17 protein-coding genes and 1 pseudogene are annotated in these 22307 nt (G+C 57.6%); 2 read left to right on the top strand and 16 right to left on the bottom strand.

All coding sequences use genetic code 11. The annotated features are described in order from the left end of the window. Positions 1 to 61: 61 nt before the first annotated feature. The 16 genes and pseudogenes from dnaE to rpsB all read right to left on the bottom strand — a co-directional run bounded on the left by dnaE (position 62) and on the right by rpsB (position 18488). Positions 62 to 3583: a DNA polymerase III subunit alpha gene (gene dnaE / locus NA619_RS06525; protein ID WP_255960976.1), complete on the bottom strand. Its 3522-nt coding sequence runs from the start codon at positions 3581 to 3583 to the stop codon at positions 62 to 64. 167 nt (positions 3584 to 3750) lie between these two features. Then, positions 3751 to 4407, bottom strand: coding sequence for a ribonuclease HII (rnhB, locus tag NA619_RS06520; RefSeq protein ID WP_255960975.1), 657 nt, complete (start codon positions 4405 to 4407; stop codon positions 3751 to 3753). Further along, entirely contained in the window at positions 4407 to 5540 is a 1134-nt protein-coding gene (gene lpxB, locus NA619_RS06515) for a lipid-A-disaccharide synthase (RefSeq protein ID WP_255960974.1), read from the bottom strand. Before lpxB ends, rnhB begins: the two co-directional genes overlap by 1 nt. A gap of 1 nt (position 5541) precedes the next feature. Next, a complete protein-coding gene (lpxA, locus tag NA619_RS06510) occupies positions 5542 to 6318 on the bottom strand; it encodes an acyl-ACP--UDP-N-acetylglucosamine O-acyltransferase (protein ID WP_255960973.1) in 777 nt (258 codons plus the stop codon). Next, entirely contained in the window at positions 6315 to 6755 is a 441-nt protein-coding gene (gene fabZ / locus NA619_RS06505) for a 3-hydroxyacyl-ACP dehydratase FabZ (RefSeq protein ID WP_255960972.1), read from the bottom strand. Before fabZ ends, lpxA begins: the two co-directional genes overlap by 4 nt. 98 nt (positions 6756 to 6853) lie before the next feature. Continuing rightward, positions 6854 to 7915: a UDP-3-O-(3-hydroxymyristoyl)glucosamine N-acyltransferase gene (gene lpxD, locus NA619_RS06500; RefSeq protein WP_255960971.1), complete on the bottom strand. Its 1062-nt coding sequence runs from the start codon at positions 7913 to 7915 to the stop codon at positions 6854 to 6856. Further along, positions 7912 to 8415: an OmpH family outer membrane protein gene (locus tag NA619_RS06495; RefSeq protein ID WP_255829877.1), complete on the bottom strand. Its 504-nt coding sequence runs from the start codon at positions 8413 to 8415 to the stop codon at positions 7912 to 7914. Before NA619_RS06495 ends, lpxD begins: the two co-directional genes overlap by 4 nt. A gap of 47 nt (positions 8416 to 8462) precedes the next feature. Then, a complete protein-coding gene (gene bamA, locus NA619_RS06490) occupies positions 8463 to 10826 on the bottom strand; it encodes an outer membrane protein assembly factor BamA (RefSeq protein ID WP_255960970.1) in 2364 nt (787 codons plus the stop codon). 69 nt (positions 10827 to 10895) lie between these two features. Further along, positions 10896 to 12249, bottom strand: a pseudogene (rseP, locus tag NA619_RS06485) (RIP metalloprotease RseP). 93 nt (positions 12250 to 12342) lie between these two features. Then, the gene (gene ispC / locus NA619_RS06480) at positions 12343 to 13533 is read right to left on the bottom strand and encodes a 1-deoxy-D-xylulose-5-phosphate reductoisomerase (RefSeq protein ID WP_255960969.1); all 1191 of its coding nucleotides are present in this window, start codon (positions 13531 to 13533) and stop codon (positions 12343 to 12345) included. After that, positions 13530 to 14345: a phosphatidate cytidylyltransferase gene (locus NA619_RS06475; RefSeq protein WP_255960968.1), complete on the bottom strand. Its 816-nt coding sequence runs from the start codon at positions 14343 to 14345 to the stop codon at positions 13530 to 13532. The genes ispC and NA619_RS06475 overlap by 4 nt, the downstream gene beginning before the upstream one ends. Then, complete coding sequence (gene uppS / locus NA619_RS06470; RefSeq protein WP_255960967.1) at positions 14339 to 15100, bottom strand: polyprenyl diphosphate synthase; 762 nt, start codon at positions 15098 to 15100, stop codon at positions 14339 to 14341. Before uppS ends, NA619_RS06475 begins: the two co-directional genes overlap by 7 nt. Before the next feature lie 158 nt (positions 15101 to 15258). Continuing rightward, complete coding sequence (frr, locus tag NA619_RS06465; protein ID WP_255960966.1) at positions 15259 to 15816, bottom strand: ribosome recycling factor; 558 nt, start codon at positions 15814 to 15816, stop codon at positions 15259 to 15261. Continuing rightward, positions 15813 to 16556, bottom strand: coding sequence for a UMP kinase (pyrH, locus tag NA619_RS06460; protein WP_255960965.1), 744 nt, complete (start codon positions 16554 to 16556; stop codon positions 15813 to 15815). Before pyrH ends, frr begins: the two co-directional genes overlap by 4 nt. A 195-nt stretch (positions 16557 to 16751) precedes the next feature. Then, a complete protein-coding gene (tsf, locus tag NA619_RS06455) occupies positions 16752 to 17621 on the bottom strand; it encodes a translation elongation factor Ts (RefSeq protein WP_255960964.1) in 870 nt (289 codons plus the stop codon). A 126-nt stretch (positions 17622 to 17747) separates the two neighbouring features. After that, entirely contained in the window at positions 17748 to 18488 is a 741-nt protein-coding gene (rpsB, locus tag NA619_RS06450) for a 30S ribosomal protein S2 (RefSeq protein ID WP_255960963.1), read from the bottom strand. Positions 18489 to 18777: 289 nt separating this feature from the next. On the opposite strand from rpsB, the gene map reads away from it, so the two are divergent. Together map and NA619_RS06440 are read left to right on the top strand one after the other, a co-directional pair. Beyond that, positions 18778 to 19560, top strand: a complete 783-nt coding sequence (gene map, locus NA619_RS06445; RefSeq protein ID WP_255960962.1) for a type I methionyl aminopeptidase — start codon at positions 18778 to 18780, stop codon at positions 19558 to 19560. 27 nt (positions 19561 to 19587) lie between these two features. Further along, entirely contained in the window at positions 19588 to 22290 is a 2703-nt protein-coding gene (locus tag NA619_RS06440; protein ID WP_255960961.1) for a [protein-PII] uridylyltransferase, read from the top strand. Positions 22291 to 22307 lie beyond the last annotated feature (17 nt).

The raw sequence follows: 22307 nt of genomic DNA, 5'->3' as shown, positions 1-22307 counted from the left end.
GGCCAGGTCGGGCGGTCGCTCGATTGCGCACTAGCGTTAGCACGCACCTCGCAGCCTCCCGTTATCGGTATTGCAAAAAGACGTTGTCGCGCCCGAACTGGTCACGCAATGCCTGAATCAAGTTATCAGCCGGATCGATTCGCCAGCTTTCGCCGAATTGCAACAGCGCTCGCGCATCACTGCCGGTGTACTCCAGCGTGATCGGACAAGCTCCGCGGTGGCGTCCGCACACATCAGCCAGCCAGCGCACTCGATCGCCTTTCAACGCGTCACCGGCGACCTTGACCCGCAAGCTTTCCGCGAGCCCTGTGCGCGCCTCTTCCAGGCTCATCACCCGCTTGGCCCGCAGGCGCAGGCCGCCGGAGAAGTCGTCGTTACTCACCTCACCTTCGACCACTACCAACGCGTCGGTCTGCAGCAGTGCCTGTGCACTGTTGAACGCTTCGGCGAATAGCGAAGCCTCGATTCGACCGGAGCGGTCATCCAGGGTAATGAAGCCCATCTTGTCGCCCTTCTTGTTCTTCATCACCCGCAGATTGACGATAAGCCCCGCGATGGTCTGCTCACCCCGCGCAGGACGCAGATCAATGATGCGTTGGCGGGCGAAGCGGCGAACCTCGCCTTCATACTCGTCGATTGGATGGCCCGTCAGGTAAAGACCAAGCGTGTCCTTCTCACCCTTGAGACGCTCCTTCAGCGACAGATCACGCGCTTTACGGTGATTGGCGTAAACGTCTGCCTCAGGCTCGGCGAACAGACCGCCGAACAGGTCCATGTGGCCGCTGTCGAGGCTTCGTGCCGTCTGTTCTGCGGCCTGAATGGCTTCTTCCATGGCTGATAGCAGAACGGCACGGTTTCGGTCGATGTTTGCCTGATAGGCCTTTGGCTCATCGGAGAAGTAAGGACCTAGACGATCCAGGGCGCCGCCGCGAATCAGTGCCTCCAGGGTGCGCTTGTTGATCCGTTTGAGGTCGACACGGCTGCAGAAGTCGAAGAGGTCCGCAAACGGCCCGCCCTCGCTGCGGCATTCGCAGATAGCCTCGACTGGGCCTTCCCCGACACCCTTGATCGCCCCGAGCCCATAAATGATGCGACCGTCATCGCTGACGGTGAACTTGAACTCGGAATTGTTCACATCCGGCGCGTCGATGCGCAGCTTCATGCTGCGGCATTCCTCGATCAGCGTCACCACCTTGTCGGTGTTGTGCATATCTGCCGAGAGTACCGCCGCCATGAACGGCGACGGATGATGCGCCTTGAGCCACGCCGTTTGGTAGGAAACCAGACCATAGGCCGCCGAGTGCGACTTGTTGAAGCCGTAACCGGCGAACTTTTCCACCAAGTCAAAGATGTTACCCGCGAGATCGGCATCGATGCCGTTGTTGGCACAACCCTCGATGAATCCGCCGCGCTGCTTGGCCATTTCCTCGGGCTTTTTCTTACCCATGGCGCGACGGAGCATGTCGGCCTGACCAAGGGTATAGCCGCCCATTACCTGAGCGATCTGCATCACCTGTTCCTGATACAGGATGATGCCGTAGGTCGGCGCCAGCACCGGCTTCAGGCCTTCATACTGGTAATCAGAGTGCGGGTAAGAAATCTCCGCGCGGCCATGCTTTCGGTTGATGAAGTCGTCCACCATGCCCGACTGCAGCGGACCTGGACGGAACAGCGCCACCAACGCGATCAGGTCTTCCAGACAGTCCGGCTTGAGCTTTTTGATCAGCTCTTTCATGCCACGCGATTCAAGCTGGAACACTGCGGTCGTTTCAGCTTTCTGCAGCAATGAGAAGGTGGGCTTGTCGTCCAGCGGGATGAAGTCGATGTTCAGCGGATCCAGGCCCTTCTTCGCCTGCTCGCGGTTGATCGTCTCCATTGCCCACTTGATGATGGTTAGCGTGCGCAGGCCGAGGAAGTCGAACTTGACCAGGCCGGCGGATTCGACGTCATCCTTGTCGAACTGGGTTACCAGGCTACCGCCCTCATCATCACAGGCGATGGGCGCAAAATCAGTGAGCTTGGTCGGCGCGATCACCACGCCACCGGCGTGTTTGCCAGTGCCGCGGGTGATGCCCTCGAGCTTGAGAGCCATCTCCCAGATTTCCCGGGCATCTTCGTCGACTGCCAGGAAGTCTCGAAGCGGCTCTTCCATCTCATAGGCTTTCTCGAGGGTCATACCGACTTCGAAGGGAATCATCTTCGACAGCCGGTCAGCGAGTCCATAGGACTTGCCCTGCACCCGCGCCACGTCACGCACCACCGCCTTCGCGGCCATGGTGCCAAAGGTAATGATCTGGCTGACTGCGTTACGCCCGTATTTCTCCGCCACGTAATCAATGACCCGATCGCGGCCATCCATGCAGAAGTCGACGTCGAAGTCGGGCATCGAAACCCGTTCGGGATTGAGGAATCGTTCGAACAGCAGATCATAGGCCAGCGGGTCGAGGTCGGTGATCTTCTGCACATAGGCGACCAGCGATCCCGCACCCGATCCCCGTCCCGGCCCTACCGGCACGCCGTTGTTCTTCGCCCATTGGATGAAGTCCATAACGATGAGGAAGTAGCCTGGAAATCCCATCTGAATGATGATGTCGAGTTCGAAGTTGAGGCGGTCGATATAAACCTGTTTTTTCGCCTCGTAATCCGGCGTGTCTCTGGGGAGCAGCACTTCCAGGCGCTCATCGAGCCCGTCAAACGAGACCTTGCGGAAATACTCGTCCATCGTCATGCCTGCCGGCACGGGAAAATCGGGCAGGAAGTAGGTCCCGAGTTGAACCTCGATGTTGCAGCGTTTGGCGATCTCGACCGTGTTTTCCAAGGCCTCGGGAAGATCGCTGAACAGCTCCCACATCTCCTCGGGCGTCTTCAGATACTGCTGATCGGAATAATTGCGCGGACGACGTGAATCGTCGAGGGTACGGCTTTCGCCAATGCAGACCCGAGTCTCGTGAGCCTCGAAGTCTTCCTGCTTGAGGAAGCGCACATCGTTTGTGGCCACCAGCGGTACGCTGCAACGCTCTGCCATCGCCGCGGCGGCATGCAAGTGCTCTTCGTCGTTAACGCGACTGGTGCGTTGCACCTCCAGATAGAAACGATCCGGAAAGACGGCCTGCCATTCGGCCAGCAAGGCTTCAGCCAGAGTGTCTTCGGCATCGAGCAGGGCATGCCCGATCTCACCCTCCTTTGCCCCCGACAGGGCAATCAGGCCGTCGGCTGCTGCCTTCACCCAATCACGTTCTATGATGATCTGATCGTTGCGCTGCCCCTCGGTCCAGCCACGTGACACCAGTTCAGTGAGGTTGCGATAGCCCTTGGCATTCATGGCCAACAACGTCAGCCGGCTAAGCGGACCGTCTTCTTCACGCCCGGCGAGCCAGATGTCAGCGCCGCAGATCGGCTTTATCCCGGAGCCCTGGGCAGCTTTGTAGAACTTCACCAACGAGCACATGTTGCTCTGGTCAGTCACGGCCACAGCCGGCATCCCCGCCCCTGAAACCGCCTTGACCAGCGGCTTTACGCGTACCAGCCCGTCGACCAGAGAGTATTCGGTATGCAAGCGAAGATGGACGAAGGAAACGGGCATGGATCAACCTTGGACTGGCGAGACGACAAGCGCGGAATTGTACCGTAAAGCCGCCGGAGATTAAGGCTGCAATCAGCGCGATGGATCAGCGGAACGATGCTGAGAGGCTGTCGCTAACCGGCTGTAGCTAAGAGATTCAGAGGTGCTGTGGGGATAGGACGAATCCGCTACACCAACAGGCCGGCCCCGATGCTGGCGTCGATCTTTTCCGATGATTCGGTCAGCGCGAACTGCTCAAGAAGGTTGCGCACCGGCGCGAACGACCGCCGATGGATGATAGTCGGCCCAAGCCGTCGCAGCGCATCCAGATGATGCGGGGTCGGATAGCCTTTGTGGGTGGCGAGACCATATCCGGGGTAGCAGAGATCCAACGCACACATCTCCCGATCGCGGCTGACCTTAGCCAGAATCGAAGCCGCGGCGATTGCTGGCACCTGACCGTCACCCTGGATGACCGGAGCGCTAGGCACCGACAATTGAGGACAACGATTGCCATCGATCAATGCCAGCCGCGGCGTTACGCTCAGCCCCTCTACTGCACGCTTCATGGCCAACATGGTCGCGTGGAGAATGTTCAACTGGTCGATTTCGTCCACCTCGGCGCGAGCAATACACCACGCCAGTGATTTCTCGCAGATCTCGTCAAACAGTGCTTCGCGGCGTGCCGCGGTGAGCTTTTTCGAGTCGTTGAGCCCATCTATTGGGCGTCGCGGGTCGAGGATGACGGCTGCGGTGACAACGGGCCCACAAAGCGGACCGCGGCCAACCTCGTCGACACCCGCAACCAGGTCTTCGACGAGGTTGAAATCAAGTCCAATCTGCATCAGCTCGCCTCGACCAATTGAAGCACCGCCTGAGCAGCCTGACTTGACGCGTCACAGCGCAGCGTACGATGAATGGCGTCAAAGCCCTCGGTCTGGATATCGCCGTTATCCAACAACGGCGATAGCAGCTGGGCCATCGCCTCAGGCGTCGCTGCATCCTGCAAGAGCTCGGGCACCAGCAAACGCTGGGCGAGCAGATTGGGTAAGGCCACGTATGGGCTCTTTACCAGGCGCTTAAGAATTCGGAAGGTCAGCGGCGCAACGCTGTAGGCAACTACCATGGGACGCTTGTATAGCAATGCCTCAAGCGTAGCAGTACCGGATGCAATCAATACGGCATTGCAAGCAGCCAGCGCCTCATGGGAACGCCCGTCGAGAAGCGTCAGCGGCAGATCTCGCCCTACCAGCATCTGTTCGAGCTGCAAACGGCGCTCGGGACTGGCGCAGGGGACAACGAAACGGATGCCGGGTCGCATGGCACGAAGCCGATCAGCCGCGCCCAGAAAGAGCTCACCGAGCCGACCTACCTCGCCTCCCCGGCTGCCGGGCATCAGCGCCACAACGAGCCCGTCGTGCGGCAAGTTCAGTGCAGCCCGCGCAGCGGAGCGATCAGCTTCCAGGGGGATGGTGTCGGCCAACGGATGGCCTACGAAACGCACTGGCACCTGATGCGCGTCATAGAACTTCGCTTCGAACGGAAACAGTGTGAGCATCAGGTCGCAGGCGTCACGGATCTTCAACACCCGCTTCTGACGCCAAGCCCAAACCGATGGGCTCACGTAGTGGACAGTCCTGATCCCGTTGCGGCGCAGCTTTAGTGCCAGATCAAGATTGAAGTCCGGCGCATCAATACCTATGAAAAGATCGGGACGCGCCTCAAGCAAGGTCGCCAGCAAGCGTTTACGCCGAGCCAACAGCTCCGGCAGACGACCAAGCACCTCAACGAGGCCCATTACCGCCAACCTCTCAAGAGGGAAGTAGGACCTGAGCCCCTCGGCTTCCATGCGAGCGCCGCCGATACCAATGAACTGCACATCAGGGTGACGCGCCCTGAGTGCCTGCATCAGCCCCGCACCGAGGATGTCACCGGATGCTTCGCCGGCCACTAGCGCAACTTTCAGCGGCCTGGACATGTCAGCGGGTAATGCCGCGACTTGAGGCTTGTATGGAGTCTCTGAACATCGCCACTTCAGGAAATAGCTTGGCTTCGGCATCCAGAGCAGTGAGAGCGGCCTCGACAGTCATGCCTTTGCGATAGACAACCTTGTAAGCATTTCGCAGCGCAAGAATCGCTTCGGGACTGAAGCCGCGGCGACGCATACCTTCGAAATTCATACTGCGCGCCTCGGCTGGGTTGCCGAAGACAGTCACGAAGGCTGGGACATCCTTGCCAATAGCTGTGCCCATGCCTGAAAAACTGTATGCGCCGATATGGCAATACTGATGAACCAAGGTGAAGCCGGACAGAATTGCCCAATCCCCAACGTGCACATGTCCAGCCAACGCAGTGTTGTTGACCAGAATGCAATGGTTGGCGATCACACTGTCGTGCCCGATATGGGCATAAGCCATGATCAGGTTATGGTCGCCGATAGTGGTTTCACTTCGATCCTGTACGGTGCCGCGGTGAATAGTGACCCCTTCGCGAATGACATTGTGATCACCGATCACAAGACGCGTAGGCTCGCCCTTGTACTTCATGTCGGGCGTATCTTCACCAACCGAGGAGAACTGGAAGATCCGATTATGTCGACCTATACGGGTTGGTCCCTTGATGACCACATGGGATGCGATCACCGTTCCCTCGCCTATCTCGACCTCCGGCCCGATTATCGACCAAGGCCCAACCTGCACGTCATCCGCCAGTCGGGCCGCTGGATCGACGATGGCTCGAGGGTCGATCAAACTCATATCTTCTGTTCCGCGCAAATGATTTCAGCCGAACAAACCGGCTTGCCGTCAACGCTGGCACGACAGTCGAATTTCCAGATTCCGCGCTTGGCGCTGATGAAGGACGCCTCCAGCGTCAGCTGGTCGCCAGGCACGACTGGCTGGCGAAAACGCAGTTTGTCTGAGCCGACGAAATAGTAAAGAGTGCCATCAGCAGGCTTTGCACCCATCATCTTGAAACCCAGCAGTCCGGCTGCCTGGGCCATGGCTTCAATGATCAAGACGCCCGGCATAATCGGGTGCTGAGGGAAATGTCCGTTAAAGAACGGCTCGTTGATGGTGACATTCTTGTAAGCGCGAACACGCTTGGCTTCCGTATCAAGCTCCACCACACGATCAACCAGCAGAAACGGGTATCGGTGGGGAAGGTATTCGCGAATTTCGTTGATATCCATCATATGAAGAAAAAGCCCGTAAGGAGTATGGGAGCCAGCTCGGCACGACGACCGAGCAACCCGATGGCGAAGCCTCGGAGAGGGGCGATCAGACTGCAGGTTCAGCCATCAGAAGACGCATCCCCGCCCGGGGTCACGGAAGCCAGGCGTTTTTCCACTTGTTGCAGACGGCGAGCCATGTCGTCGAGGTGGCGAATCCGAGCGGCACTCTTGCGCCATTCGGCGGCAGGCTGCATGGCCGTTCCGGAAGAATAGCTGCCAGGTTCGGTGATGGATCGAGTAACCATAGTCATGCCGGTGATGAACACGTTATCGCAGACTTCAATATGACCGACGAGTCCGGCCCCTCCGGCAATCATGCAGTTTCGGCCGATCTTGGTACTTCCGGAGATGCCCGAGCAGCCAGCCATTGCCGTGTTATCACCAATCTGGACGTTGTGCGCGATCATGATTTGGTTATCAAGCTTAACGCCGTTACCGATTACGGTGTCCGATATAGCGCCGCGATCGATGGTGGTGTTGGCGCCAATCTCGACATTGTCGCCAATCCGAACGCCGCCCAGCTGAGCGATCTTCTCCCAACTACCACGCTCGTTAGCAAAACCGAAACCTTCCCCGCCAATGACCGCGCCCGGTTGAATGACGACCCGCTCGCCGATGATCACGTCATGACAGAGCGTGACCCGAGCGGCCAGACGTCCACCCGCTCCAATGCGCGACCTCGCACCTACCACCGATTGGGAACCGATCTCGACGTCAGGGCCAATCCACGCATCAGCCTCGATCACCACCTGGGCACCAATGCGCGCACTGGGATCTACGTCCGCAGACGGATCAACAATAGCGCTTGGGTGGATGCCGATAGCAGCAAGGGGCCGCCGCTCGAACAGGTGCGAAAGACGCGCATAAGCGAGATACGGGTTCGCAACGATGAGCGCGACGCCCGCATAATCCTCGGCATCCTTGGCTGTTAACAGCACGGCACCAGCCTGTGTATCGGCTAGAAATCTCCTGTACTGGGCATTGGCCAGAAAGCTGAGGTGTTCGCGGCCTGCGTCTTGCAGCGTCGCCAGCCCGGTTACCCGCAGACTGGCATCTCCGCGCAGCTCAGCGCCTAATTGCTTGGCCAGATCGCCGAGTGTATAGACAATACTGCTCATCAACGCTGCTGATTCATGCGCTCGATGACCTGGCGGGTGATGTCAAATTGCGGTTTGACATCAACCACGGCACCGCGCTCTAGGACGAGATCGAAATTGCCTTTCTTGATGACGTCTTCTACAGACTTGTCCAGTTTCGGCTTTAGCTGCTTGAGCATGTCGCGATCCGCTGCGGCCTTGGACTCGTTCAACTCCTTGGAGAGGAACTGAAAGTCACGTGCCTTCTGCTTAAATTCCAACTCCAGACGCTCACGCTCAGCCTGTTGCATCTTGTCGCCATCTTTACCCAGTCGATCCTGGATACGTTTGGCATCGCTCTCCAGACCTTTTAGCTTCTCAAGTTGTGGGCCGAACTTCTTCTCCGCATCGACGGAGTAACGCTTGGCAGCATCTGATTCAAGCAGCGCCATTTGATAATTCATTACCGCAATCTTCATTTCAGCGAAAGCGGGGGTTGCCACCAAGGTAACGGCAACAACAAGCAATTGGGTCAACTTACGCACAGTATTTACCACTCTTCGTATAGGCACTGGAGCGTTGCCCCAGATGATTAAAAGGTTTGGCCAAGCGAGAACTGGAAGACTTGAGTATCTGCGTCGTCCGGTTTCATGACCGGCATGGCCAGGCTGAAGCTCAAGGGGCCCATGGCAGTGATCCAGGTCAGGCCAACGCCAACCGAACTGGCCATGTCCCCGATGTCGATATCGCTGCACTTATCAGAGGCCGTCGGACAATTTGTATCGTAGACGTTACCGACGTCCCAGAATACCGAAGTCCGCAGCGAACGTTGATCTTTGACGAACGGCATCGGGAACAGAAGCTCCAAACCACCCTGGATCAGCACGTTACCGCCGTAGGGCAACGGGTCCTGATCCGGGTCGGCAAGAGTACCCTCATTGCCGGTTACCGCTACTCCGCGACTTGGCGTACTCCGCGGGCCTAGACTGCTGTCTTCGAAGCCACGAACCGAGTTGAAGCCCCCTGCATAATAGTGTTCATAGAACGGCAAGCTTGACGTCGACCCATATGCATCGCCATAACCCAACTGAGTGTGGAGACGCATGGTGTAAGTCTTGGTTACCGGCAGGAACAACTGGGCGTTGTAATCCAGCTTATAGAACGAGAGATCGCTGCCCGGAATGGTGGTTTCCAGCGAGAGACTCTGTGAGTGACCCCGCGTCGCCAGTACACCACGGTTCAAAGTGGACTCGGACCAGCCTACGGAAGCCTTGAAGTTGAGGTAGCTATCGCCCTCTTGTTCAATGAAGTTGAAAATTTCGTCGACGGTGTAACGGCCGCTATCAATGGTGTCCTGCTGCGCGGACAGACCGAACGACAGGCGAGATGTCTCGCTGATCGGATAACCAATATTCACGCCGCCACCGAGGCTGTCGACCGAATAGCTAGACACGTCGTAGTCCAGTTCGTCGTAATCGGTAGTTCGGTAGAAAGCGTTATAACCCAGGCTGACGCCGTCTTCGGTCCAGTAGGGATCCACAAAGCCGAAGTTATAACGCGACTGATATTCGCTGCGCGTCAGACCCAGGCTGACACGGTTGCCCGTGCCCAGGAAGTTGTTCTGGCTAATGGAGCCGCCGAGAATAAGGCCGGCATTCTGCGCAAAACCGACGCTGGCCATGATCGAACCGGACGGCTGCTCTTCGACACTGTAGTTCACGTCGATCTGGTCGTCGGTTCCAGGAACCTGCGGCGTTTCGACGTTTACTTCCTTGAAGAAGCCCAGACGCTCGAGACGCGTCTTGGACTGATCGATCAAATAGGTGGAGGCCCAGCCTCCCTCCATTTGACGCATCTCGCGTCGCAATACTTCGTCTTCGGTTTTGGTATTGCCACGGAAGTTGACTCGATTGACGTAAGCCCGCTTGCCCGGGTCGACCACGAAGGTGATCGCGACAGTGTTATCTTCGTCGTTGGTTTCAGGCACACCGTTGACGTTGGCGAAAGTGTAACCTTCGTTACCCAGCCGGCGAGTGATCAGTTCCGAAGTTGTAGTCATCACCTTGCGCGAGAAGACCTGACCTTCCTTGGCGAGTAGCAGCGACTGAAGGTCCTCCTGCGGGACTTTGAGATCGCCGCTAAGTTTGACGTCGCTGACCGTGTAGCGATCGCCTTCAGCAATATTGACTGTGACGTAAACGTCTTTCTTATCCGGCGTGATGGATACCTGAGTTGAGGTGATATCCATGTTGATGTAGCCGCGATCCAGATAATAGGAACGCAGCCGCTCCAGATCACCGGAGAGTTTTTCACGCGCGTATTTATCATCGTTCCGGAAGAACGACAGCCAGTTGCTCGTCTTGAGTTCGAACAGGTCGGTCAGGTCTTCATCCGGGAAAACGGAATTACCGACCACGTTGATATGCTTGATCGCCGCGACCGAGCCTTCGTTGATCTCGATCCTCAATGCAACGCGATTGCGCGGCTGCGGAACGACCTTCGTTTCGATAGTGGCGGAATAACGTCCCTGAGCCACGTACTGACGCTGCAGTTCATTACGCACGCCTTCGAGCGTGGCCCTTTGGAATATCTCGCCTTCAGCCAGACCCGACTGCTGCAGACCGGAAAGCAGGTCTTCGGTCTTGATCGCCTTGTTGCCGTCGATTTCGATGCCCGAAATCGAAGGTCGCTCCACTACATTGATCACCAGCACGTCGCCTTCGCGACCGAGCTGGATATCTTCGAAAAATCCGGTACGGAACAGTGAGCGGGTAGCGTCCACTAGACGGCTGTCGTCAGTAGTCTGACCAACGTTCAAAGGCAGCGCGCCAAAGACGCTGCCAGCTGAAACCCGCTGAAGACCATTGACACGTATATCGGAGATGGTGAAGGACTCGGCGTGAACTTCGGCAATCATCAGTGCGGAAATAACCGCAGGTAGCAGCAGACGTTTCATGAAGTCCTTTCTTTTCAAACCTGATAATTGAACCTGCGCTTAGCGCAGCTACATCAAGGTATATGGCGATTAAAGGCGGCCAAGGTCGTTGACCAACGCAAGCAGCATCACCCCAACAACCAGGCTGATACCGATCTGTACTCCCCAGCCCTGAACCCTGTCCGAAAGCGGACGTCCACGGACCCACTCGACTAGATAGAAGAGCAGATGCCCACCATCCAGGACCGGGATAGGCAATAGATTGAGTACTCCAAGGCTAATGCTCAGGTAGGCGAGGAAGTTGAGGAAATCGCCCACGCCGGACTGTGCAGAAGCGCCCGCCACTTTAGCAATGGTTATCGGGCCGCTCAAGTTTTTTACCGAGAGCTCGCCAAAGAGCATTTTCTTCAACGAATCGAGCGTCAATATGCTCATCGTCCAGGTTCGACGCAGCCCTTCACCGACCGCCTCAAAAGGCCCGAAGCTGACGTTCCGAAGCATTTCCGCCGGCCACTCGCCCCCCGGAAACGCCTGCCCCCAAATAACCCCGCCGCTCGTTACCCTCACCACGTTCGGCCAGCTCTACAGGCAGATCGATAACCTGACCTTCACGCTCAATCTGCAAGCTAACGGACTGACCGCCGAGAGGTCTGACACGATCAATCACCTGCTGCCACTCACTCAGCGGTTGATCATCAAGACTGACGAGTCGATCACCTAGACGCACCCCCGCTGCCTGAGCAGGGCCTTCCGGATCCAACTGGGCAACGATCGGATCGATAACAGGCCGCCAGGGCCGGATTCCCAGCGAACCTATCGGGTCGGGCTCTTCAGCGCCTTTAAGCCAATCTTTCAGTTCAAGCTGCAGCCGCCGCGGCTGCCCACCCTCACCGTCCTGGACCAGCATCTCAAGCGAGCCAGTTTCGCCCAAGCGCCGGATCAGCTGGAGATTTACTTCAGACCAGCCATTAGTTGGCTTACCGTTAATCTCGATGATTTCCTGCCCGGCAGTCAGGCCTGCGCGGTCGGCAAGACTGTCAACCTCGACAGCACCCACTACTGGGCGAATCTGCTCCGTTCCGAGCATCGCAAGGGCCCAGAAGAACACCAAAGCAAGCAGGAAGTTGGCCAGTGGTCCAGCCGACACGATAGCGAAGCGTTGTTTTACGGTTTTTCGATTGAAGGTTTGATCGAGTAACGCCGAGGGAACATCACCCTCGCGCTCGTCGAGCATTTTCACGTACCCGCCCAGCGGAATCGCCGCCAGTACGAATTCAGTCCCTTGACGGTCATACCAGCGAAACAGCGGACGGCCGAAACCTACGGAGAACCGCAATACTTTGACCCCGCAACGACGCGCAACCCAGAAATGCCCATACTCGTGAAAGGTAACCAATACCCCCAGCGCCACCAGGGTACCGATGATCATGTACAGCGCGCTCATAGTTTCCCCTGCCCCGAAAGGCCGTTTAGGTACCCGTAAACCGGGTCGGCTCGTTGCCTCATTGCGGCGCTGCCGCCGAAGCGTTTCAAGCCGTTAGCGATTCCGATTCTGTAGCCAGCTCGCGGCCAAAGCGCGAGCTCGCTCATCGGCGGCAAACACATCGGCCAGGCAGCGAGCCGGAACCGTCGCCTCTCGATCAAGGACGTCTTCGATGATACTCGCGATTTCAGTGAAGCGAATGCGACCATTCAGGAAGGCATCCACCGCGATCTCATTCGCCGCGTTTAGCATGGCAGGCGCAGTCCCGCCTTCTTTAGCGGCTTGTCGCGCAATGCGCAAACACGGAAACCGCTGCTGATCAGGCGCCTCGAAATCCAGGCGACCCGTCTGTAGAAGATCAAGCGCAGACACGCCTGAGTCGATACGTTCGGGCCATGCAAGCGCATGTGCTATCGGGGTGCGCATATCGGGATTGCCCAATTGAGCCAGAACGGAGCCGTCGATGTAATCAACCATCGAATGTATGACGCTTTGCGGATGAATCACCACTTCGATCTGATCCGGTCGCGCATCAAACAACCAGCACGCCTCGATAAGTTCGAGGCCCTTGTTCATCATGCTGGCGGAGTCGACGGATATCTTTCGCCCCATAGACCAGTTCGGGTGCGCACAGGCCTGGTCGACCGTAACGGATTCAAGCTGCTCAACAGGTAACGTACGGAACGGCCCGCCTGATGCCGTCAGCAGGATACGTCTGACACCGACATTACGAAGCCCGTCTGAGTAATTGCCAGGCAAGCATTGGTAGATCGCGTTGTGCTCACTATCAATTGGAAGAAGGACAGCCTCGCTCTCTCGCAAGGCCTGCATGAACAGCGCGCCGGACATGACCAGCGCCTCCTTGTTCGCCAACAGCACCCGTTTACTGGATTCAACGGCGGCTAGAGTGGGACGCAAACCGGCTGCACCGACTATCGCCGCCATCACCACGTCGACCTCTGGATGAGCAGCCACCTCGCTTAGCCCACCCTCACCAGCCAGTACGCGAGTCTTGACTCCGTCACTATCCAGCTGGGTCTGCAATTCTCGGGCGCTAGCGCCATCGTCCACTACTGCATAGCGTGGTCGGTGCAGCCGACATAGAGTACGCAGCTCGGCAATACGGCTGAACGCCGTGAGCGCAAATGCCTGATAACGCTCGGGATGCCGCGCAATGACGTCCAGCGTGCTCAACCCGATCGAGCCAGTGGCGCCCAGGATGGTGACCTGTAGAGGATTGCTCACCAGGTGCCCCAGCCTGCAAGCCATAGCAGGACGGTGAATACCGGCACAGCGGCGGTAAGACTGTCGATACGATCCATTACACCACCGTGACCTGGTAATAGCTGGCTACTGTCCTTGATGCCAGAACTGCGCTTGAACATGCTCTCGGTCAGGTCTCCCACCACCGAGATGACCACAACCAGTACAGCGCCAAGGAGGGCAAGGGTGAGCTGCCTAGGTAGCCAGCCGTGATACAGCCCCACAGCAAGCGTAATCAGCAGGCTGGTGATGAGGCCTCCAACCAGCCCCTCCCAGCTCTTGCCCGGACTGACCTGCGGAGCCAGCTTGCGCCGCCCCAACGCTTTGCCAGAAAAATACGCACCAATGTCGGCAGCCCAGACCAGCACCATTACTGCCACGATCAGCCAATTGCCCTGAGGCCATTGCTTGAGCAAAACCAGCGCCTGCCAGGAGGGCAGCAGAATAAGCAACCCAATCAACAAGCTGCCGAAGCGGCCACCCCAATGACGCTGACTCGCTGGATAAGTGAGCACCAGGGCAGTTGCTATCAGCCACCAGATTACGCTCAGCGAAAGTAGCCATGGAGCTAGTGCGGGAAGCTGATAGAGCAGGACCAGCAACGCCGCCACGACCAACGCGTAACCAACTCGTGCAGGCTGCGCAGCCATCCCCGCCAGACGCGCCCACTCCCAGGCGCCTAGAACCACCACCACGCCTATGAACAGGGCAAACGCTAGACCTTCCAGCAGAAAGAACCCAACCAGCGCGATTGGCAAAAGGATGGCGGCGGTGATGATTCGTTGTTTCAGCATTCGGCACGGACCTCCGTCTCGACCTGTTCACCAGTCTTGCCAAAACGCCGCTGCCGCTTGGCGAAATCGGCAAGCGCAGCTCGCATGGCATCGTGTTTGAAGTCGGGCCAGAACAGGTCCGAAAAATACAGCTCGGCATAGGCCAGCTGCCATAGAAGAAAGTTGCTGATACGACGCTCGCCGCCGGTACGGATACACAAATCCGGCAACGGCATATCTCCAGTGGCGAGATACCCCTGGAACATGGCCGGCGTAATTTCGTCGGGGTTGAGACGACCTTCTTGCGCCTCTCGAGCCATGCGCTGGGCGGCCTGCACGATATCCCACTGACCGCCATAGTTGGCGGCCACCTGAAGCACGAAGCGACCAGAACCCGCAGTCATTTCCTCTGCTTCGAGCATCGCGATCTGCAGTTCAGGGTGAAAACGAGAACGATCACCGATGATGCGCAGGCTGATGTCATTCTCATTGAGCTTGCGCGCTTCCCGACGCAGAGCGGTCAGGAACAACTCCATCAGGGCACCGACTTCTTCAGCAGGACGCTGCCAGTTCTCGCTGGAGAACGCGAACAGTGTCAGCACCTCGACGCCAGCCTCGGCGCAGACTTCAATGACGGCTCGCACCGCATCGACGCCCGCCTTGTGCCCTGCTACGCCAGGCAGGAGTCGTCGCTTCGCCCAGCGGTTGTTACCATCCATGATGACTGCGACGTGACGGGGTACATTCCGCCCGGCAATCTGCCTGACCTTTTCCATGAAACGACTCTACCTGCGCTCAATCACGCTGCGAACAATAGGAGAAATCGCCAGCGGCAATTTCCGGGGATACGGCTGGTTAGCCCCTCGCGCCTGAACCCTCACGGATGCGGCGCGCTCCGACGTGAGCAGTACGGACGAAGTCCGGCACAGCAACATCAAACGGCCATCAGGTCGTTTTCCTTGACTTCAAGCGCTTTGTCGATTTCAGCAACGTACTTGTCGGTCAGCTTTTGAACGTCGTCCTGGGCGCGGCGTTCCTCGTCTTCGCTGATTTCCTTTTCCTTCACCAGATCCTTGAACTGCGCGATGGCGTCACGACGAATGTTACGCACTGCGACACGAGCATTCTCGGCTTCTGCACGAGCCTGCTTGGTATACCCCTTTCGAGTCTCCTCGGTCAGGGCGGGCATAGGCACGCGAATGGTGGTGCCAGCAGTCGCAGGGTTCAAACCCAGGTCCGACGTCATGATTGCCTTCTCGACCGCCTGTATCATGCTCCGGTCGAAAACAGTCAGCGCCAAGGTCCTTGAGTCCTCGGTAGTCACGTTGGCGACCTGACGTAGCGGGGTATCGCTTCCGTAATAGGAGACCATCACGCTATCGAGGATGCTTGGATGGGCACGTCCGGTTCGAATCTTGGCAAATGCATGCCCAAGCGATTCCACGGTCTTCTTCATGCGCTCCTGCGCGTCTTGCTTGATATCGTTGATCATTGTTTATGCTCCTCGATCAGAGTTCCTTCAGCGCCGCCAAGCACGATATTGAGCAAAGCGCCGGGCTTGTTCATGTTGAACACCCGCAGCGGCATGTTGTGGTCGCGGCACAGGCAGATGGCAGTCAGATCCATGACGCCGAGCTTGCGATCAAGCACATCATCATAAGTCAGCTGCTCGAATTTTTCGGCATTGGGGTCCTTGAACGGATCAGCCGTATATACGCCATCGACCTTTGTCGCCTTGAGCACGACGTCGGCGTGAATCTCGATGGCGCGCAGACAAGCTGCGGAATCGGTGGTAAAGAATGGGTTGCCGGTACCGGCCGAGAAGATCACCACCTCCCCGGTCTTGAGGTGTCGCATCGCCTTGCGGCGGTCGTAATGGTCGGTCACGCCAACCATGGAGATTGCCGACATAACCAGCGCGGGGATGTTCGAGCGCTCCAGAGCGTCACGCATGGCCAGCGAGTTCATGACCGTCGCCAGCATTCCCATGTGGTCGCCAGTAACCCGATCCATGCCGGCTGCCGACAGCGCTGCGCCTCGAAACAGATTACCGCCGCCGATGACCAGGCCTACCTCTACCCCAATGCCAACCAGCTGACCAACTTCCAGGGCCATGCGATCGAGGACCTTTGGATCGATGCCGAAGTCTTCCGACCCCATGAGGGCTTCGCCACTTAATTTGAGCAGAATGCGTTTATAGCGAGGATTGCGTGCACTCATCTGCTGAGCCATTGGCGTTGTCTCTCCTGCGGCGTTTGTATGACTGGACTGGCCTTGCTGCCAGAAAAATATCTGCGCTATGACAGCGCAGTGACGAGTTGGTGCCAGGCGATGACTATAGCGTGGCAAAAAACATTTCCGCCCCCCAGTCCGACAAAGAGGCCGCACGCGTGAGCGGGCAGCCTCTTCGAGGACAGCAGAAGCGTCTTATTGCTTGGTAGCAGCGACCTGCGCGGCAACTTCGGCAGCGAAGTCGACTTCTGCGCGCTCGATGCCTTCGCCTACTTCGTAACGAACGAAGGACACGATCTCGGCACCAGCTTTCTTAGCCAGTTCGCCAACCTTGACATCGGGATCCTTGACGAAGGCTTGCTCGACCAAGCTCGCCTCAGCAAGGAACTTGCTGATACGACCGGCAACCATCTTCTCGACGATTTCTGCCGGCTTGCCTTTGATCTTGTCTTCGTTTAGTGCCAGGAAGATTTCCTTTTCCTTCGCGACGGCTTCTTCCGAAACCTGCGATGGATTCAGGAACTGCGGGTTGCTGGCCGCAACGTGCATGGCGATTTCCTTTGCCAGCTCGACACTGCCACCCTTCAGGGCAACCAGAACACCGATGCGGTGACCGTGCAGGTAAGAGCCAACCAGATCAGCCTCAACGGTAGTAAGGCGACGGATATTGACGTTCTCGCCACACTTGGCGACCAGCGCCTCGCGATCACTTTCCTGCGCAGCAATCAGCGGCGCCGCATCGGTCATCTTCTCGGAGAAGGCTTTCTCAACGCTGTTATTGACGAAATTCTTGAAGTCGTCCTGCAGGGCCAGGAAGTCGGTCTGCGAGTTGACTTCGATAATCACGGCACGCTTGCTGTCATCAGCAACTTTAACGGCGATAGAGCCTTCAGCGGCGATGTTGCCGGCCTTCTTGGCTGCCTTGATGGCACCCGCAGCGCGCATATCGTCAATGGCCTTCTCGATATCGCCACCGGCAGCGGTGAGCGCTTTTTTGCAATCCATCATGCCTTGGCCAGTCCGCTCGCGCAGTTCTTTAACCAGGGCTGCAGTAATTTCTGCCATGTTCGCAAATCCTCTCGATTCGATTTTCGATCATCGCCCATCAATCGGACGATCAATTCGGAAGTGGCAAAAAGGGGGCATAGCCCCCTTTCTGTTCAACGGGTATCAGCTAGGCGGCAGGTGCGCTCAGCCTTGAACGGTCTCAGCAGCTGCTTCTTCAACGAACTCGTCAGCACCGCCAGCGTTGTTCTGACGACCACGCATTACAGCGTCTGCCATGGAGCCCAGATAGAGTTGCACAGCGCGGATGGCATCATCATTACCGGGGATGATGTAGTCGACGCCTTCCGGGCTGCTGTTGGTATCAACGATGCCGATAACTGGAATGCCCAGCTTGTTGGCTTCAGATATAGCAATGCGCTCGTGATCGACGTCTACAACGAACATCGCGTCCGGCAGACCGCCCATATCCTTGATACCACCCAGGCTGCGATCCAGTTTTTCCAGATCACGGGTGCGCATCAGGGCTTCTTTCTTGGTCAGCTTCTCGAAGGTGCCGTCCTGAGCTTGGGTTTCGAGCTCACGCAGACGCTTGATCGAGGCACGAATGGTCTTGTAGTTGGTCAGCATGCCGCCCAACCAGCGATGATCGACGTACGGTGAACCGCAACGAGCGGCCTCTTCACGAACGATCTTGCCAGCGGAACGCTTGGTACCGACGAACAGAATCTTGTTCTTGCCCGCAGCCAGCTTCTCAACGAAACGCAGCGCGTCGTTGAACATCGGCAGGGTTTTTTCAAGGTTGATGATGTGAATCTTGTTACGCGCGCCAAAGATGTATTTATCCATCTTCGGGTTCCAGTAACGGGTCTGGTGGCCGAAGTGCACACCGGCCTTCAGCATATCGCGCATGGTGACTTGAGACATGAGACTTCCTCAGATAAGTCGGGTTAGGCCTCCACGCGTCCCGATATCCAACTCTTGCGAGCACCCAGGATACCGTGTCGACACGTGTGTGGGGTCAAGCTCGGCAGGTAGTCCCGCTGAGCGGCGCGTTTTATAGCACAAAGAAGTGGCAGAGGCTAGCGCGGACAGCCTTGAGGGCCGATGACCAGCGCCATAGACCACCAGGCCCGCCTGCAGCCAACCAGTTCTTTGGTTTATCATTTGCGCCTTTATTATTTCCGCCTGCGCTTCATGGCGCCAAGAGGGTTGCATGACAGTTTCCATCAAGACGCCTGAAGACATCGAAAAAATGCGCGTTGCCGGCCGCCTGGCTGCCGAAGTGCTGGAGATGATCGGCGAACATATAAAGCCGGGCGTGACCACCGAAGAGCTGGACCGCATTTGCCATGACCACATCGTCAACGTTCAGCAGGCTATACCCGCCCCTCTCAACTACAAGGGCTACCCGAAATCCATCTGTACGTCGATCAATCACGTGGTCTGTCACGGCATCCCCAATGACAAACCGCTAAAGGATGGCGACATTCTCAATATAGACATCACCGTCATCAAGGACGGCTACCACGGCGACACCAGCAGGATGTTCCTTGTCGGTAAAGCGCCGGAGTGGGCTGAACGCCTCTGCAAGGTCACGCAGGAGTGCCTTTATAAGGGTATCGAGATGGTCCGCCCAGGCGCACGCCTTGGGGACATCGGCGAGGTGATTCAGAAGCATGCCGAGAAGAACGGCTTCTCGGTCGTCCGCGAATACTGCGGCCACGGCATCGGCAAGGTCTTTCATGAAGAGCCGCAGATCCTCCATTACGGCCGAGCTGGAACCGGGCTGGAGCTAAAAGAAGGCATGACCTTCACGATCGAGCCCATGATCAACCAGGGCCGGTCGGAAACCCGCCTGCTCGGTGACGGCTGGACAGCCATCACCAAGGATCGCAAGCTGTCCGCCCAGTGGGAACACACCCTCGTAGTGACCGCTGACGGCTATGAAATCTTCACACTTCGCAGCGATGACACCATCCCCCGTACTTCGCCCTAATTTTTGATGTCCTGATGGAGGGCCGGCATGCCTCAGCTTGATTCCGAACTGTTCGATCGTAGCCAGTTTCAGGCTGAGCTGGCACTCAAGGCCAGCCCCATCGCCGCTTTTAAGAAGGTCATCCGGAATGCTCGGGAAGTGCTCGACGCGCGCTTCCTGGAAGGCGAGGACATCCGCAAACTCATCGAGGGCCGCGCCTGGTTTGTCGATCAGATCCTTCGCGCCGCCTGGGGGCGTTTCGACTGGAACAGCGACGCCGAGATCGCGCTGGTAGCAGTCGGGGGCTATGGACGGGGTGAGCTGCATCCTTACTCCGATATTGATCTGCTTATCCTGCTGGATAACAACGACCAGGAAATCTTCCGCGACGCCATCGAAGGCTTTCTGACATTACTGTGGGATATCGGACTGGAGGTCGGTCAGAGCGTACGCTCTGTTCAGGAGTGCGCGGAAGAGGCTCGCGCGGACCTGACAGTCATCACCAACATGATGGAAAGCCGCACGATCGCGGGCCCCGAGCGCCTGCGCCAGAACATGCTGAAGGTTACAAGCCCCTCGGAAATGTGGCCAAGCAAGGAGTTCTTTCTTGCCAAGCGTAACGAGCAAGCAGCCCGCCACGCCAAATACAACAACACCGAGTACAACCTGGAGCCGAACGTCAAAGGCTCGCCAGGAGGCCTGCGCGACATACAGACGATCCTGTGGATCGCCCGGCGACAGTTCTGCAGCCTCAACCTGAGCGCCATCGTCGACCAGGGATTCCTTACCGAGGGCGAATATTCCTTATTGGTCGCCGGCCAGGAGTTCATCTGGCGTGTTCGATATGGCCTGCACATGCTGGCTGGTCGTGCAGAGGATCGCCTGCTGTTCGACCATCAGCGCAGTCTTGCAGCGCTGCTCGGCTATGAAGACAGTGACGCCAAATTGGCTATCGAGCGCTTCATGCAAAAATATTACCGGGTGGTCATGAGCATCTCGGAGCTCAGCGACCTGGTAGGTCAGCATTTCGCCGAAGTCATTCTGTGGGAGGGCGATAGCGGGCCTGCGGCGCCACTGAACAGCCGCTTCCTGGTACGCGACGGCTATCTCGAAGTGACCGATGACTCGGTGTTCAAACGCCGGCCTTTCGCGATTCTGGAAATCTTCGTTCTGCTGGCGCAACACCCCGAGATCCAGGGCGTGCGAGCGGAGACCATCAGGCTTTTGCGCGACCACCGCCATCTGATCGACGATGATTTCCGAAGCGACATCCGCAACACCAGCCTGTTTATCGAGCTGTTCAAGTGCAAGGAAGGCATCCATCGCAACCTGCGCCGCATGAATCGTTACGGCATCCTTGGCCGATACCTTCCCGAGTTCGGCCATATCGTCGGGCAGATGCAGCACGACCTTTTCCACATCTATACGGTCGACGCCCATACGCTCAACGTCATCAAGTACCTGCGGAAGCTGAGCAAACCTGGAGTGGCCGAGAAGTACCCACTGGCCAGCAAACTGGTGGAACGGCTGCCCAAGCCGGAGCTCATCTACATCGCGGGGCTGTATCACGACATCGCCAAAGGCCGTGGCGGCGACCATTCGGAACTGGGGGCGGTGGATGCACAGGAGTTCTGCACACGCCACAAGCTTCCCGCATGGGATACCCGACTGGTGGTGTGGCTGGTGGAAAACCACTTGGTGATGTCCACGACCGCACAACGAAAAGACTTGTCGGACCCGCAAGTGATCAACGATTTCGCCCAGCTGGTGGGCGATGAAACTCATCTTGATTATCTCTACGTGCTGACCGTTGCCGATATCAATGCAACCAATCCGACGCTCTGGAATTCATGGCGAGCGAGTCTGCTACGCCAGCTGTACACCGAAACCAAACGAGCATTGAAGCGAGGGCTGGAAAACCCACTGGGACGCGAGGAGCAGATACGCCAGACACAGCGCGCCGCCTTGGACAATCTTGTACGCAACGGTACGGACCCCGACGACGCCGAACAGCTCTGGGCGCAGCTTGGGGATGACTACTTCATGCGTCACAGCTCCACCGACGTCGCTTGGCACACCGAAGCCATCATCGAGCATCCCAGTGATGGTGGGCCGCTGGTTCTGATCAAGGAAACCACGCAACGCGAGTTCGAGGGCGGCACGCAGATATTCATCTACGCACCAGACCAGCATGACTTCTTTGCGGTGACAGTGGCGGCCATGGATCAGCTGAACCTGAACATTCACGACGCCCGAATTATCACCTCGAGCAGTCAATTCACTCTCGATACTTACATCGTGTTGGATGCGGACGGGTCACCGATCGGGAACGATCCGGTTCGTACGGAGGAGATCCGCCAGGGCCTGATCAACGCGCTCCGCAATCCGGACGACTACCTGAACATCATCCAGAAACGCGTACCGCGCCAACTCAAGCATTTCGCTTTCCCACCGCAGGTCACCATTCATAACGACATGCAGCGCCCGCAGACGATCATTGAGGTCATCGCACCAGATCGGCCGGGGCTGCTGGCGCGTATCGGCCAGCTTTTTCTAGATTTCGACCTGTCGGTGCAGAACGCCAAAATCGCCACCTTAGGAGAACGGGTGGAGGACGTCTTCTTCGTAACCAACGCGGATAACGAACCACTGTCGGACCCTCAGCTGTGCATGCGCCTGCAGCAAGCCATGATCAAACAGCTGTCACAAGCCAATGAACACCAACCCTCGCCCAGCAGCATCGTCATCTGAGTCGACGAGGCTGAGCC

The sequence above is a fragment of the Stutzerimonas stutzeri genome, assembly GCF_024448895.1.
GTDB classification, from domain to species: Bacteria; Pseudomonadota; Gammaproteobacteria; order Pseudomonadales; family Pseudomonadaceae; genus Stutzerimonas; species Stutzerimonas stutzeri_Q.
The sequence above is the reverse complement of the archived record's forward strand: the minus strand, read 5'-3'. Positions and strand labels throughout refer to the sequence as shown.

What these genes read in the sequence shown, in the direction of transcription:
- dnaE (WP_255960976.1), bottom strand. Translation starts at nt 3,583, where the DNA reads ATGCCCGTTTCCTTCGTCCATCTTCGCTTGCATACCGAATACTCTCTG.
- rnhB (WP_255960975.1), bottom strand. Translation starts at nt 4,407, where the DNA reads ATGCAGATTGGACTTGATTTCAACCTCGTCGAAGACCTGGTTGCGGGT.
- lpxB (WP_255960974.1), bottom strand. Translation starts at nt 5,540, where the DNA reads ATGTCCAGGCCGCTGAAAGTTGCGCTAGTGGCCGGCGAAGCATCCGGT.
- lpxA (WP_255960973.1), bottom strand. Translation starts at nt 6,318, where the DNA reads ATGAGTTTGATCGACCCTCGAGCCATCGTCGATCCAGCGGCCCGACTG.
- fabZ (WP_255960972.1), bottom strand. Translation starts at nt 6,755, where the DNA reads ATGATGGATATCAACGAAATTCGCGAATACCTTCCCCACCGATACCCG.
- bamA (WP_255960970.1), bottom strand. Translation starts at nt 10,826, where the DNA reads ATGAAACGTCTGCTGCTACCTGCGGTTATTTCCGCACTGATGATTGCC.
- NA619_RS06475 (WP_255960968.1), bottom strand. Translation starts at nt 14,345, where the DNA reads ATGCTGAAACAACGAATCATCACCGCCGCCATCCTTTTGCCAATCGCG.
- uppS (WP_255960967.1), bottom strand. Translation starts at nt 15,100, where the DNA reads ATGGAAAAGGTCAGGCAGATTGCCGGGCGGAATGTACCCCGTCACGTC.
- frr (WP_255960966.1), bottom strand. Translation starts at nt 15,816, where the DNA reads ATGATCAACGATATCAAGCAAGACGCGCAGGAGCGCATGAAGAAGACC.
- pyrH (WP_255960965.1), bottom strand. Translation starts at nt 16,556, where the DNA reads ATGGCTCAGCAGATGAGTGCACGCAATCCTCGCTATAAACGCATTCTG.
- tsf (WP_255960964.1), bottom strand. Translation starts at nt 17,621, where the DNA reads ATGGCAGAAATTACTGCAGCCCTGGTTAAAGAACTGCGCGAGCGGACT.
- rpsB (WP_255960963.1), bottom strand. Translation starts at nt 18,488, where the DNA reads ATGTCTCAAGTCACCATGCGCGATATGCTGAAGGCCGGTGTGCACTTC.
- map (WP_255960962.1), top strand. Translation starts at nt 18,778, where the DNA reads ATGACAGTTTCCATCAAGACGCCTGAAGACATCGAAAAAATGCGCGTT.
- NA619_RS06440 (WP_255960961.1), top strand. Translation starts at nt 19,588, where the DNA reads ATGCCTCAGCTTGATTCCGAACTGTTCGATCGTAGCCAGTTTCAGGCT.